Origin of the sequence: Arthrobacter sp. NPDC057013, from assembly GCF_042674585.1 — a bacterium.
Classification (GTDB): domain Bacteria; phylum Actinomycetota; class Actinomycetes; order Actinomycetales; family Micrococcaceae; genus Arthrobacter.
Genome location: NZ_JBHUSE010000001.1, coordinates 503721 through 521411, shown reverse-complemented (window position 1 = coordinate 521411; position 17691 = coordinate 503721). Strand labels below are relative to the sequence as shown.

Annotated in this window: 15 protein-coding genes; 5 read left to right on the top strand and 10 right to left on the bottom strand. The window is 66.8% G+C overall.

The features are described 5' to 3' along the window. Positions 1 to 202: 202 nt before the first annotated feature. Entirely contained in the window at positions 203 to 2332 is a 2130-nt protein-coding gene (locus ACFTSA_RS02375) for a DEAD/DEAH box helicase (RefSeq protein ID WP_377949325.1), read from the bottom strand. A gap of 509 nt (positions 2333 to 2841) precedes the next feature. After that, positions 2842 to 3495, bottom strand: a complete 654-nt coding sequence (locus ACFTSA_RS02370) for an MOSC domain-containing protein (protein WP_377949323.1) — start codon at positions 3493 to 3495, stop codon at positions 2842 to 2844. A 215-nt stretch (positions 3496 to 3710) separates the two neighbouring features. Here ACFTSA_RS02370 and ACFTSA_RS02365 point away from each other — a divergent pair, with 215 nt between their 5' ends. The 5 genes from ACFTSA_RS02365 (at position 3711) to ACFTSA_RS02345 (ending at position 10203) form a co-directional block, all read left to right on the top strand. After that, the gene (locus ACFTSA_RS02365; protein ID WP_377949321.1) at positions 3711 to 4442 is read left to right on the top strand and encodes a Tat pathway signal protein; all 732 of its coding nucleotides are present in this window, start codon (positions 3711 to 3713) and stop codon (positions 4440 to 4442) included. Between the two features lie 2 nt (positions 4443 to 4444). Further along, positions 4445 to 5665: a glutathionylspermidine synthase family protein gene (locus ACFTSA_RS02360; protein ID WP_377949320.1), complete on the top strand. Its 1221-nt coding sequence runs from the start codon at positions 4445 to 4447 to the stop codon at positions 5663 to 5665. Further along, positions 5662 to 7185 carry an APC family permease gene (locus ACFTSA_RS02355; protein ID WP_377949319.1) on the top strand — a complete coding sequence of 508 codons (1524 nt, stop codon included), beginning with the start codon at positions 5662 to 5664 and terminating at the stop codon, positions 7183 to 7185. Before ACFTSA_RS02360 ends, ACFTSA_RS02355 begins: the two co-directional genes overlap by 4 nt. Before the next feature lie 63 nt (positions 7186 to 7248). Next, positions 7249 to 8469, top strand: coding sequence for an acyl-CoA dehydrogenase family protein (locus ACFTSA_RS02350; RefSeq protein ID WP_377949317.1), 1221 nt, complete (start codon positions 7249 to 7251; stop codon positions 8467 to 8469). A 51-nt stretch (positions 8470 to 8520) separates the two neighbouring features. Continuing rightward, positions 8521 to 10203 carry a phospholipase D family protein gene (locus ACFTSA_RS02345; RefSeq protein ID WP_377949315.1) on the top strand — a complete coding sequence of 561 codons (1683 nt, stop codon included), beginning with the start codon at positions 8521 to 8523 and terminating at the stop codon, positions 10201 to 10203. A 60-nt stretch (positions 10204 to 10263) separates the two neighbouring features. Here ACFTSA_RS02345 and ACFTSA_RS02340 read toward each other — a convergent pair whose 3' ends face one another. The 8 genes from ACFTSA_RS02340 to ACFTSA_RS02305 form a co-directional block, all read right to left on the bottom strand. Beyond that, positions 10264 to 11007: an SDR family oxidoreductase gene (locus ACFTSA_RS02340; RefSeq protein WP_377949312.1), complete on the bottom strand. Its 744-nt coding sequence runs from the start codon at positions 11005 to 11007 to the stop codon at positions 10264 to 10266. Further along, positions 11004 to 11210: a hypothetical protein gene (locus ACFTSA_RS02335; RefSeq protein ID WP_377949310.1), complete on the bottom strand. Its 207-nt coding sequence runs from the start codon at positions 11208 to 11210 to the stop codon at positions 11004 to 11006. Before ACFTSA_RS02335 ends, ACFTSA_RS02340 begins: the two co-directional genes overlap by 4 nt. Positions 11211 to 11300: 90 nt before the next feature. Continuing rightward, the gene (locus tag ACFTSA_RS02330; protein ID WP_377949307.1) at positions 11301 to 12782 is read right to left on the bottom strand and encodes an MFS transporter; all 1482 of its coding nucleotides are present in this window, start codon (positions 12780 to 12782) and stop codon (positions 11301 to 11303) included. After that, positions 12779 to 13327 carry a winged helix-turn-helix transcriptional regulator gene (locus ACFTSA_RS02325; RefSeq protein ID WP_377949304.1) on the bottom strand — a complete coding sequence of 183 codons (549 nt, stop codon included), beginning with the start codon at positions 13325 to 13327 and terminating at the stop codon, positions 12779 to 12781. The genes ACFTSA_RS02330 and ACFTSA_RS02325 overlap by 4 nt, the downstream gene beginning before the upstream one ends. Positions 13328 to 13512: 185 nt before the next feature. After that, the gene (locus ACFTSA_RS02320) at positions 13513 to 14241 is read right to left on the bottom strand and encodes a hypothetical protein (protein WP_377949302.1); all 729 of its coding nucleotides are present in this window, start codon (positions 14239 to 14241) and stop codon (positions 13513 to 13515) included. 250 nt (positions 14242 to 14491) lie between these two features. After that, positions 14492 to 14923, bottom strand: a complete 432-nt coding sequence (locus ACFTSA_RS02315) for a peptidase inhibitor family I36 protein (protein ID WP_377949301.1) — start codon at positions 14921 to 14923, stop codon at positions 14492 to 14494. 137 nt (positions 14924 to 15060) lie between these two features. Continuing rightward, on the bottom strand, positions 15061 to 16221 hold the full coding sequence (locus ACFTSA_RS02310; protein ID WP_377949298.1) for a cystathionine gamma-synthase: 1161 nt from the start codon (positions 16219 to 16221) through the stop codon (positions 15061 to 15063). A gap of 12 nt (positions 16222 to 16233) precedes the next feature. After that, positions 16234 to 17619, bottom strand: coding sequence for a cystathionine beta-synthase (locus tag ACFTSA_RS02305; protein ID WP_377949295.1), 1386 nt, complete (start codon positions 17617 to 17619; stop codon positions 16234 to 16236). Positions 17620 to 17691: the final 72 nt, after the last annotated feature.

Here is a 17691-nt window from a genome sequence, read left to right as displayed (position 1 = left end):
AATACAGGCCTGGAGGGGGCACGGGGGCCCTTTTGGATACCCCTCTCGGACCGTCCAGGACGCAGATGTGACGAAGCCTACATACGGCAGGGCGGACAGCCTTAACAGAAACAGGCCGGCTGATGATCAGCCGGCCTGTTTCTAATCGGATGCGGAATTCACCGTAGCGTCATTCCTCACACGGATTGTCGCGGTGAGGTGATTACCACTTGCCCTTGCGGTTGAAGTCGCGGTGTCCGCCCTCGTTGCCGTGGCGCGGCTTGCGTGCGCCGTCGCCGTGGCCGCCGAAGCGGGAATCGCTGGCCTGGCCGCGGCTGGAACCGCTGTCGCCGCCGAAGCTGCGCTCGGAACGCTCGCTGTACGAACGGCCGCCGCGGTCAGCGGAGGAACGCTCGCCGTCGTTCTTCCGGAATTCCTTCTTGAAGCCGCCGCCGCCCTTGAAGTTGCCGCCACGGGCGCCCTGGTAGCCACCGCGGTCGCCGCGGTCACCACGATCGCCGCGGTCACCCGACGGGCGGCGTCCGGAGTCCAGCTCGAGGTGGATCAGCTCGCCGCCGATCCGGGTGCGGGACAGGGCGCGCAGCTGCTCCTGGCTGAGGTCAGCCGGCAGCTCCACCAGGGAGTGGTCCGAGCGGATGTCGATGCCACCGATCTGCGACGACGAAATGCCCCCTTCGTTGGCGATGGCGCCCACGATGGATCCCGGCATGACGCGCTGGCGGCGTCCGACGGCGATCCGGTAGGTCGCGTTGCCCTCGGTCAGTGCACGGGTCGGGCCGCGGGAGCCGAAGCCGTCCTTGGACCGTTCGCGCTTCTGGTACTCGGGAGCTGCGGGCAGTTCCTTGACCAGGAGCGGCTGGCCGCCCTGCGCCATGACTGCCAGTGCCGCGGCGATTTCTGCCGCCGGCACCTTGTGCTCTTCCTCGTAGGAGGCGATGAGATCGCGGAACATCGAGACGTCCTCGGATTCCAGGGTCTCAGTGATGCGCTCGGCGAACTTGCCCAGGCGCAGCGAGTTGACCGTCTCGGCGGTGGGCAGGTGCATCTGCTCCACCGTCTGGCGGGTGGCCTTTTCGATGGCGCGCAGCAGGTACTTCTCCCGCGGCGTCATGAACAGGATGGCATCGCCGGCGCGGCCTGCACGGCCGGTCCTGCCGATGCGGTGCACGTAGGACTCGGTGTCATGCGGGATGTCGTAGTTGACCACGTGGCTGATGCGCTCGACGTCGAGGCCGCGGGCGGCAACGTCGGTGGCGACCAGGATGTCGATCCGGCCTTCCTTCAGCGCGTCAACTGTGCGTTCACGCTGCTGCTGCGGGATGTCGCCGTTGATGGCGGCAGCCTGGAAGCCGCGGGACTTCAACTTGTCGGCGAGGTCCTCGGTGGCCATCTTGGTCCGGACGAAGGCGATGACGCCATCGAACTCTTCCACTTCGAGGATGCGGGTCATCGCGTCGAGCTTGTGCGGGCCCATGACCTGCAGGTACCGCTGCTTGATGTTGGTGCCCGTGGAGGTCTTGGACTTCACGGAGATCTCGGCAGGGTTGTTCAGGTACTGCTTGGACATGCGGCGGATCTGGCTCGGCATGGTGGCCGAGAAGAGCGCCACCTGGCGGGATTCCGGGGTCTGCTGGAAGATCTGCTCGACGTCTTCCGCAAAACCCATGCGCAGCATCTCGTCGGCCTCGTCCAGCACCAGGTACTGCAGTTCGGAGAGGTCCAGGGAGCCCTTGGCGATGTGGTCGATCACGCGGCCGGGGGTGCCAACAACAACCTGGGCGCCGCGGCGCAGGCCGGCGAGCTGGGGGCCGTAGGCGGAGCCGCCGTAGACGGGGAGGACGGTGAAGTCATCGATGTGCTTGGCGTACGAGGTGAAGGCCTCGGCAACCTGGAGCGCCAGCTCGCGGGTGGGAGCGAGAACCAGGGCCTGCGTCTTGCGGGACGGGCCGTTGAGGTCGTGGAGCTCGGCCAGGCGGGACAGTGCCGGTACTGCGAATGCTGCAGTCTTACCGGTACCGGTCTGGGCGAGGCCCACGACGTCGCGGCCTTCGAGCAGCAGCGGGATGGTTGCTGCCTGAATCGGGGAAGGCTTTTCGTAGCCGACGTCCTGCAGTGCGGCCAGCACGCGGCCGTCGATACCGAGATCGGCGAACTTCACGCCTTCTTCATCCGGCTCGGCTGCAGCGGGGGCCGCGGCCTCGGCGGGCTCGGCTGCAGCGGGGGCTGCGGGCTCGGCTGCGGGGACGGCAGCCTCGGTGAATTCAACCTTGGCGGTTTCGGCGGTCGCCTCTGCGGCTTCGGTGTTCTGGGCGTCGTCGTGATTTTCGGGCATAGGGAAATGTTCCTCATCCATAGGGGGCCAGGCGGCACAACCCGAGGTGAGCGGAGCCGCAGTACATGTGCCGTAGGCGCCGGGCATTCATTGACCGGCCGGTCACGTCGAAGTCCGGCGCTTTCGCGATCCCATGGCAGGACTTCGCACTGCATCTCTTGGCTGCTATCCCAGCAGTCTGTACAGCGTTTTCTTCAGCCGGCTCTCCCTATGAAACTGCCCGCATCACATTTGCGGGCCCCAACACTTGCCAGTCCTGCCTCAAAAATTGGGCAGGAATAAGGGATTTCCGGAGTGGGGGATGTTTCCAGTGTAGGGCATGACCCCGCATGCCGACGAACCGAGGGCCCGGCACGGGCGGTGAGCTTGCGCACACGCGGCATTTTTGCCCCGGTTTCCGCCGAAGCGGTCCACCGTCCGCGCGGTCTCAGGGGCACCGTGGGCTGCTGAAAGCAGTGCAGAAATGCGGCAGGGCCGCCGGCGCTGGCCGCCGGGCCAACTCCTGCGTGCTAGCCGCCGACGCCGCGGAGCATCTTCTCGAACCGGTCGTGGTACTCAGGCTGCAGGCGGATTTCGCCATCGGCTTCCGCGTCGCGCAGGGCCTCGATGGCATCGACGTCGGGCTCGCTGAACCAGCGGCCGATCGTCACTCCATGCTTGGGCACGAAAAGGCGGTGGATGTGGTCGCCTGCCTGCACCGAGCCGGTCTTGATGACGCGCAGGTACGCGCCCACCCGGCCGGCCTCGGTGAAGCGCTTGACCCACTGGATCTCGTCCATGCGCCGCTGGAACGTCGCACAGGGAACCCGCGGCGAGGTGACCTCAACCTCAACATCCAGCCCGATCCGCCAGCGTTCGCCGATGACGGCGCCCGTGGTTTCGATCCCGGCGACGCGCAGGTTCTCGCCGAAGATCCCCGGCGGCAGTTCGCGCTGCAACTCCCCGATCCAGTAGTCGGCGTCGGCCTGGGAATAGGCGTAGAGCGCCTGGTCCTCTCCCCCGTGGTGGATGCGGCTGGCCTGGACGTCACCGTGCAAACCAAGCTTGTGCACCTTCACCGGACCGTCCACAGGGCGCTTGTCGATGGCGGTGACGCCCACGCTTCCCTCGTCGGGAAGGAGTTGGTGGACCCGGCAAACGGCGAGAACAGTGGCTGTGTGCATGGCACCAGTCTAGGTTCTCGGCCTGACCAGCGCTTTTGCGCTTTTCGGCGGGAGCCTGAACGTGGAAATTTGTTCACCGCAGCACCCTCCAGCCACTAGGCTTGCTGCAGTATTCAACGGCCGGACGGACAGCCGGTACAGCCACGCGTTCCGGCCACCAACAGCACCGCAGCCAACAGCACCGCAGCGAACAGCATGGAGCAGCAAGGGGAACCATGGACCCGGAGAAGGACCCGAGCAAGGACGCTGACGGGGCCCGGAACGACGGCGTGACCGGCGGGAACGACGGCAGCTCCGGCGACGACGCCTCCCGCGGTCGCGCCAAGCCGCCGCCCTGGCAGGTGCCCAAGCCGGAGCTCCACCCCGAACTGCTGACCCCGGGCATTCCGGGGAAGGGCACGCCGGGGCAGGGCACGCCGGGGCAGGGGGGCCCCGGAGAGCCGGGCAAGGAAAAACCGGGCAAGGCAACCCCGCCTGAGGGTACCCGGACCCAGCCCGGCTTCCCCCAGCCCGCCCCCGTCTTCGACCCCTTTGCCCGTGACCGCGAGCGCGATGCGGCGGCTCGGAAGAAGCGGTCGCAGCGCCGCACGGTGGTGGTGGGCCTCGGCGTCACCGCCCTCCTGGCCGGCACCATCACCGCGATCGTGGCCAGCAATGAGCAGGACCCCGACTACGCCCAGGTCTGCTTCAACGAAGAGACGGGCGAGCGCGTCGAGGACACCCAGTGCAACAGCTCGGCCGGGCGCGGCGGGGGCCTCTACGCCTGGTACTTCTACGCGCGCGGGGCCAGCGTTCCGGGCATCGGCCAGAACAGGACGGCCTATCCGAACTTCACCAGGACGGTGCCGCAGGGGGCCAAGACGTCCACGGGCTACAGCAGCAAGGGCGGCACCGTCAGCAGGGGCGGCTTCGGCAGCAGCTCCAAGGGCGGAAGCACGGGAGGCTAGGCGTGAAGCGGTTACTTTCGGAGCCCCGGCCGGACTGGAAGCAGAAGATCGAAGAGCAGGGCCTGGTGTTCTCCACCACCACCCTGCCCGGCGGCAAGAAGATCGAGTACTGGAACGAGTCCGCCTACTACGAATTCACCATGGACGAGGTGGAGGCGCTGGAGGTCACGGCCGAGGACATGCACAGGATGTGCCTGGAGGCCGCAAAGTTCCTGGCCACAGGCGCCATGGGCCCCATCGGCATCGGCCCGCAGGCGCTGGAACTGGCCGCCGAGTCGCTGCAGGCCGGGGACCAGGACATCTACGGCCGCTTCGATTTCATCTATGACGGCCAGGGCGGCGCGGCCAAGATGCTCGAGTACAACGCTGATACGCCCACCGGCCTGATCGAGGCGGCCGTGGCCCAGTGGTTCTGGCTGCAGGACGTCTTCCCGGAGAAGGACCAGTGGAACGGGATCCACGAGGCGCTCATCCGGCAGTGGAAGAAGCTGCAGTACCGCACGGGAATGAGCACGCTGCACGTGGCCCACTCCGAGGCTGAGGAATCGGGTGAGGACTGGATGACGGCCGCCTACATGCGGGACGTCGCCGGCCAGGCCGGGTGGACCACCATCGGCATCAACATGTCGGACATCGGCTGGGACCCAAACCTGAACCGCTTCGTGGACATGGACAACTTCGTGATCAGCACCATCTTCAAGCTCTACCCGTGGGAGCTGATGATGAAGGAACCGTTCGGCCACCGCCTGCTCCAGCGCTCGCAGAATCCGCGCTGGGTGGAGCCGGCCTGGAAAATGCTGCTGTCCAACAAGGCGCTCCTGGCCGCCCTGTGGCACCTCTACCCGGACCATCCGAACCTGCTTCCCGCCTACCTCAATGATCCGGGCCCGCTTCGGGAGTGGGTGGCCAAGCCGCTGCACGGCCGTGAGGGTGACAACATCAGGATCCATGCGGAGGGCATCAGCCTGGAGAAGCCGGGCGGATACGGCCGGGAGGGCTGGTGCTTCCAGCAGTACCATTCCCTCCCCGACTTCGACGGCAACCATCCGGTCCTGGGCCTGTGGGTGGTGGACGGCGAATCGGTGGGCTGCGGCATCCGCGAGTCGGACGGGCCCGTGACCGACTATTTCTGCCGCTTCGTCCCGAACACCATTGACGCGCCGACGCCGCTGAGCGTCCAGGCGGCCCAGGCCACCGCGAACAAGGCAGGTATAGCGCTATGAGGACAGGAACGACGACGGCGGGCGGCGGCACCGGGGGCCAGCCCGGCGGTGCCGTCCCCGGCAAGGGCCTCCGCGCCGGGATCCTTGACCTTGGCGACTCCGTGATGCTGGGCCTTGCCTCCACTGCACCGGTGTACTCGCTGGCCGCGACGCTCGGCCTCATCGTGGCCGTCAACGGCGACTACACCCCGCTGATCCTGGTCCTGGGCTTCATTCCGGTCCTGTTCATCGCGTACGCCTTCCGGGAACTGAACAGCGCCATGCCGGACTGCGGCACCACGTTCATCTGGGCCCGCCGTGCTTTCGGCCCGTGGGCGGGATGGCTGGGCGGCTGGGGCGTGGCCCTGGCCGGCGTCGTGGTCCTGGCGAACCTGGCGCAGGTGGCGGGCCAGTACCTCTGGCTTCTCGTAGGCGACGGGTCCCTGGCGGGGAACAAGGCGGTGGTGACGGCCACCGGCGTCGTTTTCATCGCCTTCATGACCCTCGTGAACTACCGCGGGATCCGGCTGGGCGAGCACGTCCAGCGGACCCTGACGTACATCCAGTACATCTCGCTGGGCATCTTCGCCGTGGCCATTATTGCCAGGATCGCGGGCCTGACCGGAGGGGCACCGGCGGGCCAGCCGTTCGACGTCGAATGGTTCAACCCGGCCGGGGCGTTCGCCGATCCCGGCGCCGTGGTCCACGGCATCCTGCTTGCCCTGTTCATCTACTGGGGCTGGGACACCTGCCTGGCGGTCAACGAGGAGACGGAGAACCCCGCCACCACCCCGGGCCGCGGGGCCGTCATCTCGGCCTTCGTGCTGGTGGCCATCTACGTCTCGGTGGCGCTGCTCGTGATGATGTACGCGTCGGTGGGGACGGAGGGAATCGGCCTGGCCAACGCCGACAACCAGGACGACGTGTTCCTGGCGATGAAGGACGTGGTGCTGGGTCCGTGGGGCTGGCTGATCGTGGTGGCGGTGCTCGCGTCCGTGCTGTCCTCCACCCAGACCACCATCCTGCCCACCGCCCGCGGCACCCTGTCCATGGGCGTGCACCGGGCCCTCCCCCCGAAGTTCGGGGAAGTCCACGAGCGCAACCAGACTCCCGGCTTCTCCACCCAGGTGATGGGCACGGCGGCCGTCGTGTACTACGTGGCCATGAGCTTCCTCAGCGAGAACCTGTTGTCCGATTCCATCAGCTCCATCAGCCTGTTCATCGCGTTCTACTACGCCCTCACCGGCTTCGCCTGCGCCTGGTACTTCCGGGACACCCTGCGCGTGTCCGCCCGCAACCTGTGGTTCCGCGGACTCCTCCCGCTGCTCGGGGCCCTGCTGCTGACCGCGGCGTTCTTTATCTCTGCAGCGCAGATGTGGGACCCGGCCTACGGGAACACGCAGATCCTTGGTGTGGGCGGGGCCTTCGTCAGCGGCGTGGTGCTGCTGGCCCTCGGCGTGGTGCTGGCCGCGGTCTGCCGGTTCCTGCCGTCAACCCGGGAGTACTTCCTCGGCGGGACGCGGGTTCCCTCGCACCGGTAAAGCACCGGCCGGCGGCGGCACGGGATCCCTCGGCGTGTGGGCCTCGGCACGTAGGATGCTGCAATGAGCAACGACGCCCTTGATCCTGCGGAAGCCACGGCCGAGTACGGTCTCCCGGACCCCTCGGATGTCCTCGCCCTGGACTCCCTGCTGACTCCCGATGAACTGGCCCTGCGGCAGCGGATCCGGGACTTCACCAACCAGCAGATCCGCCCCGACATCGCCGACTGGTACGAGGAGGGTGCCTTCCCCATGCACCTGCCAGCGCAACTGGGTGAGTTGGGCGTCCTGGGCATGCATCTGGAGGGCTACGGCTGCCCCGGCCGGTCCGCCGTCGAGTACGGCCTGGCCGCCATGGAGCTGGAGGCCGGCGACTCCGGAATCCGCACGTTCGTCTCGGTCCAGGGGTCGCTGGCGATGACCGCCATCCACAAATGGGGCTCGGAGGACCAGAAGGAGGAGTGGCTCCCCCGGATGGCCGCCGGCGAGGTGATCGGCTGCTTCGCGCTGACCGAACCGACGGCGGGCTCGGACCCGTCGTCGATGACCACCACAGCGCAGCCGGATGGAACCGGAGAGGACGCCGGCTGGGTCCTGGACGGCGCCAAACGCTGGATCGGGCTCGCCTCCGTGGCCGACGTGATGGTGGCGTGGGCGAGGACCGACGACGGCGTCCGCGGCTTCCTCGTGCCCGCCGGCACGGCGGGCGTCACCGCCACGGCGATCGGGCGGAAGCTGTCCATGCGCGCCTCCATCCAGTGCGATGTGACGTTCGACGGCGTCCGGCTGGGTCCGGAGGCACTGCTGCCGGGTGCCCGGGGACTGAGCGGCCCCTTCAGCTGCCTCAACGAGGCCAGGTACGGCATCGCCTGGGGCGCCATGGGCGCGGCCCGCGATTCCTATGAGGCGGCGCTGCGGTATTCGATGGAGCGCCTGCAGTTCGGCAAGCCGCTGGCCGGGTACCAGCTGACGCAGGAGAAGCTCGTCAACATGCTGCTCGAGGTCCAGAAGGGCACCATGCTCGCCCTGCACCTGGGCCGGCTCAAGGACGCCGGCCATCTCCGCCCGGAGCAGATCTCGCTGGCCAAGCTGAACAACGTCCGCGAGGCCATCAAGGTGGCGCGGGAAGCCCGGACCATCCTTGGCGGCAACGGCATCACGCTGGACTACTCTCCCCTTCGGCACGCCGCCAACCTCGAGTCCGTGCGCACCTACGAAGGCACGGACGAGGTGCACACCCTGATCCTCGGCCAGCACATCACCGGGCTGCCGGCGTTCCGCTGAGGCGCTGTCTAGCTCTCGCCCCGGCCGCATGGCCGGGAGCATACTGGGCACATGGCTGACGCTGACGATCCCCCGGCCCCAGTAAGGACCGGGGACCACCGAGTGGACAGCAGTACCGGCGCCTGGTTCTTGAGTGGCGCTGAGCGGGGAAATGCCGCAACCGACGTGCACGCCGGCGGTGCCGGATCGCCGTCGTGGTCGGAAGGCAACCTCGTGCGGCCCCTCATTCACGGGGCCACCTACTTCGCCCGGTTGCTTGAGGAGCTGTCGGCCCTGGATCCGGGAGACCGCGTGTGGTTCACCGACTGGCGAGGCGATGCCGACGAGCGGCTGACGGCGGATGGACCGACGATCGGTGAGTTGCTGGCGCGGTTGGCCCGGGCCGGAGTGGAAGTGCGCGGCCTGATTTGGCGTTCCCACGGCGAGCGCGTGTCGGCACCAATGAGCTGGCGGTCCAACGAGCTCCTCAGCCGCCAGATCAACGACGCCGGCGGGGAGGTGCTGCTGGACCAGCGGGTGCGCCTCTTCGGCTGCCACCACCAGAAAATGGTCGTCATCCGCCGGCGGAACGACCCGTCGCGGGACGTCGCGTTCGTGGGCGGGATCGATCTTTCCCACAGCCGCCGGGACGATGCTGATCACGAAGGGGACCCGCAGGCGGTGGCCATGGATTCCCGGTACGGAAAAACACCGCCGTGGCACGATGCTTCCCTCGAACTCCGTGGCCCGGTCGTGGCAGATGTGCTGGAGTTGTTCGCCGAACGGTGGAATGACCCCCATCCCCTGGACCGCCGCACACCGTACCGGATGCTGCTGCAGCGTCTGGCCGATATGCCCCGGCACCCCGAACCGCTTCCGGCCGCTGCGCCGCCCCCGCCGCCTGCGGGACCTCACGCCGTGCAGCTGCTGCGTACCTACGGTATGAAGCATCCGCCGTTCCCGTTCGCACCTGGCGGTGAGCGGAGCATCGCCCGGGCCTACACGAAAGCCTTCGCCCGGGCCCGCTCACTGATCTACATCGAGGACCAGTACCTGTGGTCTGAAGAGGTCGCAGCCGGCATCGCAACGGCCCTCGAACGCAACCCCGAGTTGAACGTGATCGCCGTCGTGCCGCGCTACCCGGACTCTGACGGCATTCTCGGCGGGCCGCCCAAGCGGGTCGGGCAGATCCGTGCCATCAGCAGGATGCGGCGGGTTGCGCCCGACAGGGTCGGGGTGTTTGATCTGGAAAACCGTGCCGGGACTCCGATCTATGTGCATGCCAAGATCTGCATCATCGACGACGCTTGGTTCACCTGCGGATCGGACAACTTCAACCGTCGATCCTGGACCACCGACAGCGAGCTCACCTGCGCCGTCATCGACACCACTGCCACTCCTCCGGAACCGCCCACTGCAGACACTGGGCAAGGGGCAAACGCGGTTTCCGGCGCTTCCCGGCCGTTGGCCTACCGGCTGCGGCTCCAGCTCTGGGCCGAACACCTGGGCCTGGACGAGGATGATCCTCAGCTCCAAGCCCCGGCGGCCGGGCTGAAACTCTGGAACGCCGCGGCTGGCGCGCTGGACCGTTGGCACGCAACAGGCCGCCGCGCGCCCCGTCCCAAGGGTCAGGTGCGCCACCACACTCCTGAGCCGGTGCCGCCCCTTCAGCGTCTCTGGGCAGGCGCTGCAAACCGCCTCGTGGTGGACCCGGATGGCCGGCCCCGCCGGATGCGCGGCACTACATCGTTCTAGCGGGCAAGACGCAGATCCCATGGCCGGGACCTGGCCCGCCCCAAGGGTGCGCCGAAAGCGTCAGGCTGAGAACCCGCCGTCGACCTTAATGAGCTGCCCGGACACCCAGCGGCCCGCCGGGGACAGCAGGAAGGCCACGGTTCCTGCGACGTCAGCCGGGGTGCCCAGCCGCCCGCCAGGCTGGCGCCGGGCCAGCTCTTCACGAAGCGGGCCATCCATCCAGCCCGTGTCCACGGGCCCGGGGTTCAGCACATTGGCGCTGATGCCCAGCGGTCCGAGCTCGCGCGCCGCGGCGATGACAATCCGGTCGAGTGCCCCCTTGGACGCACCGTAGGGCAGGTTGAACGCTGTGTGGTCACTGGTGAGCGCGACGACCGCTCCGCCGTCGTCCGGTACTTGCTGCGCAAAGGCGCGAATCAGCTGCCAGCTGGCCCGCGTGTTCACGGCGAAGTGCCGCTCGAAGCTTTCGACGGTGGTGTCCAGAATCCCCGAGTCGACGGATTCGGCGTGGCTGAGCACCAACGCGCGCAACGTCCCTGCCTGCGCTGCCGCCTCCGCCATCAGCCGGTCCACGGCCCCCGGGTCCTGGAAATCGGCGGGCAGCGCCACCACCCCGGAGCCGGCGGCCTCCAGTTCGGCGGTGAGCCGGCCGACGTCGTCCGGCTGGATTCCCCAGGGCATCCGGGCGTCGTAGTCCTGCCAGTAGGTCAGCACCAGGTCCCAGCCGTCAGCGGCCAGCTGCCGGGCGATGCCCGCGCCGATTCCGGCGAGGCGCCCGACGCCGGTGACCAGTGCGGTGCTCATTCCGCCAGCTCCGCAACCGCGTCGCGGCGGAGGACCACGAGCCAGCACACCCTGACCGCCAGAGCGCAGAACACCCCGGCGCTGGACGCCATGATCCACGGGACCGGCGTCTGCAGGTCGAGGTTTTCGGCGCCGAGGGCCGTGCCGATGGTTTTCGGCGAGAACAGGAACACCACCATAGTCCGGGCAGTAAGCAGTGCCATTCAGTGTCCCCCCAAGCTGTAGTCCGGCAACGTTCCTGCGGGGACGCGTAGCGCGTTCCGCCGCAAGAGCCGCGCCCGAGGGCGCCCCGCTCAGTCTACTGAAGCCACTGCCACCGCTGCGGACTTCCGTCGCCCGGCGTCTTTGCGGATGGTGGCGCTGATGACCGCGGCGATGGTGCACATCGCGGCGGCGCCGAGCCAAGCGTAGGTGTAGTGGCCAGTGGCGTCCCGGATGGCCCCGGCCGCCAGTGCGGCTGCGGCTGCACCGAGCTGGTGCGCCGCGAAGACCCAGCCGAACACCACGCTGCCGTCGGCGCCGAACACCTGGCGGCAGATGGCGGCCGTGGGCGGAACCGTGGCCACCCAGTCCAGGCCGTAGATCACCACGAACAGGATCATGCTGGGCTGGACCGAGGAGCCGAGCAGCAGGGGCAGCACCAGGAGCCCGATCCCGCGGAACTGGTAGTACACGGCCAGCAGGATCCGGGGGTTGAACCTGTCGGTCAGCCAGCCGGAAGCGATAGTGCCCAGAATGTCGAAAATTCCGACGACGGCGAGCAGGCCGGCCGCCGTCGTTTCCGGCATGCCGTGGTCGTGGGCGGACGGGATGAAGTGGGTGCCGATCAGCCCGTTGGTGGTGGCGCCGCAGATGGCGAACCCGGCGGCGAGCGCCCAGAAGGTACGGTTCCTGCTGGCGCTCCTGAGTACTTGCAGTGCCCGGACGGCGGCGTTGCGGCGGGGTTCGGCAGCCCCGGCGGGCTGCCCGGCGACCGTAATCCCGTCGGCCTCTGTCTTACCGTCGGCCGCGCCGGGCGGTTCTTCTGCCCCGTAAGGCAACGCCCCGACGTCGGCCGGTGAGTTTTTCAGGAACTTCAGCACCAGCGGAACCACGGCCAGCGCCCCGGCCGCGATGAGCAGCGAGGCCTGCCGCCAGCCCGGGTCCTGGGCGAGCACCGCGATGAACGGGAGGAAGACCAGCTGGCCGGCGGCGCTGCCGGCGGTGAGGATGCCGATCACGAGGCCCCGGCTCTTGGCGAACCAGGTGTTGGCGATGGTGGCCGCGAACACCAGTGCCATGGAACCGGTGCCCAGCCCGATGAGCAGGCCCCAGGTGAGGAGGATCTGCCAGGACTGGTTGACCAGGACGGTCAGTGCGCTGCCGGCGCCGATCAGCCCGAGCGCGACGGCGGTGACGGCCCGGATGCCGAACCTTTCCATGAGGGCTGCGGCAAACGGGGCCGTGAGGCCGAACAGCACCAGGTTGATGCTCACCGCGGACGACAGGACCGTGGTGGACCAGCCGAACTCCTGCTGCAGCGGCACCATGAGCACACCGGGCGCGGCACGGAACCCGGCGGCCCCGACGAGCGCCAGGAACGCCACCGCCGCCACGGCCCACGCGGGATGCAGCCGGCGCCGCTGCTTCGGCCCCTCCTCCAGGGTCCTCTTGCCAGCCCCTTCCGCCGGAGTCCTCGTCCCTCCCTCTTGAGTTTTTGTCCAGATATCGTCCTCTAAAGGCCCTTCAGGGCGCGATATCTGGACAAAAACTCCGGGGTCCTCGGGGGTGGTCATGCGGCTGTTCCTTCGTCTTCGCCGCTTTGAACGCGGTTGGTCTTGGTGTCGGGTTGCAGAGGCGCTGTGGCCAGCGGGAGCGGCTCTTCGCTGCGGGTCAGGCTGTGCCAGCTGGTGTTCTCCGCCGTGAGCCGTTCACCGCATTCAGTGCAGGTGTCCGCGGACGACGTGCGTTGTCCGCACGCTGCATGGACCACGTACATGTGGGCCTGCTCGGATGGCGCGTGCAGATGCTTTTCGGACCAGATCACGACGGCGTTGAGCACCGGCAGGGCGTCCTCCCCTTTGGCGGTGAGGACATACTCATGGCGGGTGCGTCCGCCGTCGTCATAGGGCTGTTTTGCCAGGAGGCCGGACTCCACCAGGGACGCAAGCCGCCGGGTGAGGACGGAATCAGCCACCTGCAGGCGCGCCTTCATGGCGTCGAACCGGCCGTTGCCGAAGAACACCTCACGGAGCACCAGCATGCCCCATGGGTCGCCGAAAATGTCGAGGCCGCGGGCCATGCTGCAGTTGCGCTGGGACCAGTCGGAGCGGAGTGCCATGCTGCGACCCTAGCTGACTTTCTTGAAGAAAGCTAGGGCTGCCGCATCCTCCAGCGTCCGAGTACTTAGGCATCCTTTAAATGCGTAAAATCCAATACTTCGTCCAGAATCGACCTACGCCCTTCCCCATCATGAGAATTCACACCCTTCGCGATGAAAGGAGATTCGATGACGCGGATCCGGCGTCATTTTTTGGCATTCTGGCGTATTTGGAGTATTCTCTTGAATTCCTTTTCAGCTGGACCAATAAGCGGAACCAGATAGGAGTCCAGTATCTTCCAGACCTTTTCTTCGTAGCCGGTCGATTGGCGGCACTTTCGATCCGCGGATGGCAAATCCACAGTTTCATCAGTCACCGGCCCTTTCATAGCCCCCGCCATCGCCTGCCCCGGACTCCGATACTTCGTGATCCCACCCTGTGCCATGCACGCCAACCACGCGCTGTTGAATTCCTCGAGTTTGGGAGATCGGCCTGCGGGGGCAGCTGCTTTAAGGAGTTCCGATGTTGCCAATCCACCTGCCCTAATGCCGTCCTCAAGGGTGCCGTAGGTAGCGACGTAACCATCGGCCTGACACCCTTCTCCAGGCATGCCCGCCGTGGTGCGGCCGAGCCTCACCTGAACAAGATTCCCCATCCCAGCTGCTCCGGTCAACGCCCCCTGATAGGCCTCCGTGGCTTCCTTTTCGACCCGGGCACGAAGCGCCGCCCGCGCCGGATTTGGGACGAGTTGCTTATAGGCGTAGCGGCCCTCCCCGGCTGCCACAATCTCTGGCACGCCAGCCGCTTCAAGGAGGTCTATTCCAACGGGCTCTTCTGCCTCGAAGTGGAATCCCTTCGACTTCATGCAGGCAGCCGTGGTCTGCAGCCTGAACTTCTCGGCCGCAACGTCGGGCCCGCTCAGCTCCTTAGCCATGGCCCTGTATCGGGTATCAGCGCTTGCCTGTGGCAGGAGGGCCGCTGACGAGGCCGGCCGTTCGTCAGGTGCCCCGTCGGCGGATGGCGCGCACCCCGAAGTCAACACTGCAATCATCATGACGCCTGCCAAAACTGCGCTCTTCACGGTACTCACAATCTCGCTTGGCCGATTCTCAGCCGCATGGGTCCGGGCAACCTAACAGGCAGGGGAGCCCGCACCTGCGGCCCCCCCCCCCCCCTGCACCACGTCAGTTAGCCCAACCCACGGCGTTTGCCCGGTTCGTTCCGCCAACCGTGTCGAGATTGGACTCGACCCAATTCGCGGGGAGAACCTGGATGGTCTGGAGCGCCCCACCCGGCAGGAAGTCGATCAGGCGTTCGGACGTTCCGTTATTGGCGTTCACCCAGCTACCCGTGTTGTCCACAAACCCCGAAGCCAAGGTCTGGTATTGCGTGTAGCCAGAGATTGCTTGGATACCGCCCTGAAAATTCCGCTCAATGTAGACGCACACGTTGGAGTTCGGGCAACGGTACATTGCAGTGGCATTTGCGGGAGCCGCCAACGCAACCGCACCCGCAGTGAGTGCCGTGCCGACAATAGCGATTGACGACAAAGAAGCAACAAGCTTTTTCATTTTTCCCCATTTGTTTTGTAAGTGAATTTCAGGAACTCGAGTCATGATTCCAATCGAACATTTCTCAAATCCAGATGAATCATGTAGCCAACGCCAGGGATTGTCAAAATCGTTGGACTTATTCAGCTTGACTAGACACGAGCACAAAAAACCACTAATAGAGGTTGAAGGAAAAGCGGCCGTCACTGGATGTGCGTGAATGCTTGCTCAAGGTCGGCGATGAGGTCCTCAACGTCCTCGATGCCGCAGGAGAGCCGAATCAGGTTCACGGGGACGGCCAGCTCGGTCCCCTTGACCGAGGCGTGCGTCATCTCGGACGGATAGTTCATCAGCGACTCGATGCCGCCGAGGGATTCCGCCAGGGTGAACACCGACGTCGACTCGGCCACCTTCCGCGCAGCGGCCTCGCCGCCTCTAAACTGCACGGAGATCATGCCGCCGAACTTCTTCATCTGCTTCTTCGCCAGCTCGTGGCCCGGGTGCGAGGGCAGACCCGGGTACAGGACGGCCTCCACCTCGGGGCGTTCCAGGAGCCATTCGGCCACGGCCTGGGCGTTGTCGCTGTGCCGGTCCATTCGCACGCCCAGGGTCTTGAGCCCGCGCGTGGTGAGGAAGGCGTCCATCGGGCCGGAGACGGCACCGACGGCGAACTGCACGAAGCCGATCTTCTCGGCCAGACCGGCGTCCTTGACCACGATCGCACCGCCCACCACGTCGGAGTGGCCACCGATGTACTTGGTGGTGGAGTGCACCACGACGTCGGCACCCAGGTCGAGCGGGGTCTGCAGGTAGGGCGACGCAAAGGTGTTGTCTACGATCAGAAGGGCCCCGGCGTCGTGCGCCACCTTGGCGAGCGCCTCGATGGCGGTGATCTTCATCATCGGGTTGGATGGGGTCTCCACCCAGACAAAGCGGGTCCTGTTGGCGGCAACCGCTGCCTGAACGGCGTCGAGATCGGACATGTCCACTGGGGTGTTGCCGATCCCCCACTCACCAAGCACGCGGCTGATCAGCCGGTAGGTGCCGCCGTAGGCGTCGTTGCCGAGCACGATGTGGTCGCCGGGGCGCATCAGGGCACGGATCAGGGAGTCCTCGGCCGCGAGCCCCGAGCTGAAGGAGTAGGCGTGCGTACCGCGCTCGAGCGCCGCCAGCTGTTCCTGCAGGGCGTCGCGGGTGGGGTTGCCGCCGCGGCCGTACTCGTAGCCGTCCCGCAGATTTCCGATGCCGTCCTGGGCATAGGTCGAGCTGAAGTGCAGGGGCGGAACAACGGCTCCGGTGCGCGGCTCGAAGGCCTGGCCGGCGTGCACGGCGCGGGTGTTGAATCCTTGGTTCTCTTCAGACATGGTGCTCCTTGATCAGTGGCTGAGGTAGGCGAGCAGGTCGTGGCGGGTCAGGATGCCTATGGGCGCGCCGACGAATGTCACCATCACGGTGTCGACGTCGGAAAGCAGCTCGCGGGCGGCGGAGATGGTTTCGAGCGAGCCGATCACCGGCAGCTTCTCCCCCATGTGCTCGGCGATCTTGTCCGTGAGCCTGGCCTCGCCGCGGAACAGCTTGGCCGTCAGGGTCCGTTCATCGACGGCCCCCAGGACTTCACCCATCACCACGGGCGGCTCCGCGGAGAGGACAGGGATGTGGCTGACACCGAACTCATTCATGATGTTGATGACGTCACGGACGGTCTCGTTCGGGTGGATGTGCACCAGATCCGGCAGTTCGCCCGTCTTGAACTTGATGACCTCGCCCACGGAGGCTTCCTCGCCGCCGGAGAGGAAGCCGTAGGAGCGCATCCACTGGTCGTTGAAGATTTTGGCGAGGTAGCCGCGGCCGGAGTCGGGCAGGATCACCACCACCACCGCGTCCTCGGGCAGGTCCCGTGCGGTGCGCAGGGCTGCCACCACGGCCATGCCGGAGGAGCCGCCCACCAGCAGGCCCTCCTCGCGGGCCAGCCGCCGGGTCATCTCGAAGGAGTCGGCGTCGCTGACGGCCAGGACCTGGTCCGGGACGGTCTTGTCGTAGTTGGCCGGCCACATGTCCTCGCCCACGCCCTCGACGAAGTACGGGCGGCCGGTGCCGCCTGAATAGACGGAGCCTTCGGGGTCGGCCCCGATGATCTTGACCCGGCCGCCGTCGGACTCCGGACGGTCCGCCGACACCTCCTTGAGGTACCGGCCGGTACCTGTGATGGTGCCGCCCGTGCCGGCCCCGATGACGCAGTGCGTCACCTTGCCGTCGGTGTCCCGCCAGATCTCGGGGCCGGTGGTTTCGTAATGGCTCAGCGGCGCGGCGGGATTGGAGAACTGGTCCGGCTTGTACGCGCCGGGGATCTCGGTGACCAGGCGGTCGGACACGCCGTAGTAGCTCTGCGGGCTGTCAGGTTCGACGGCGGTGGGCGTCACCACCACTTGGGCACCGTAGGCCGCCAGGACAGCGCGCTTGTCCTCACCCACCTTGTCCGGGACCACGAAAATGCATTTGTAGCCCTTTTGCTGCGCCACCAGGGCCAGGCCCACGCCGGTGTTGCCGGAGGTGGGCTCGATGATGGTGCCGCCTGGCTTGAGCTTGCCGTCGCGCTCGGCTTCCTCGACCATCTTCGCCGCGATACGGTCCTTGATGGATCCGCCGGGGTTCACGTATTCCAGCTTCACCAGGACGGTGGCTTTGATGCCCTCCGTGACATGGTTGAGCTTGATGAGGGGGGTGTTGCCGATGAGGTCCAGGACTGACTGGGCGTACTTCATGGGTACCAACTTACCGTCTCGGGCTGCGTGGTTGCCCCGATAGCGTTCGGTGCGAAGATTGGGCGGTGGCAC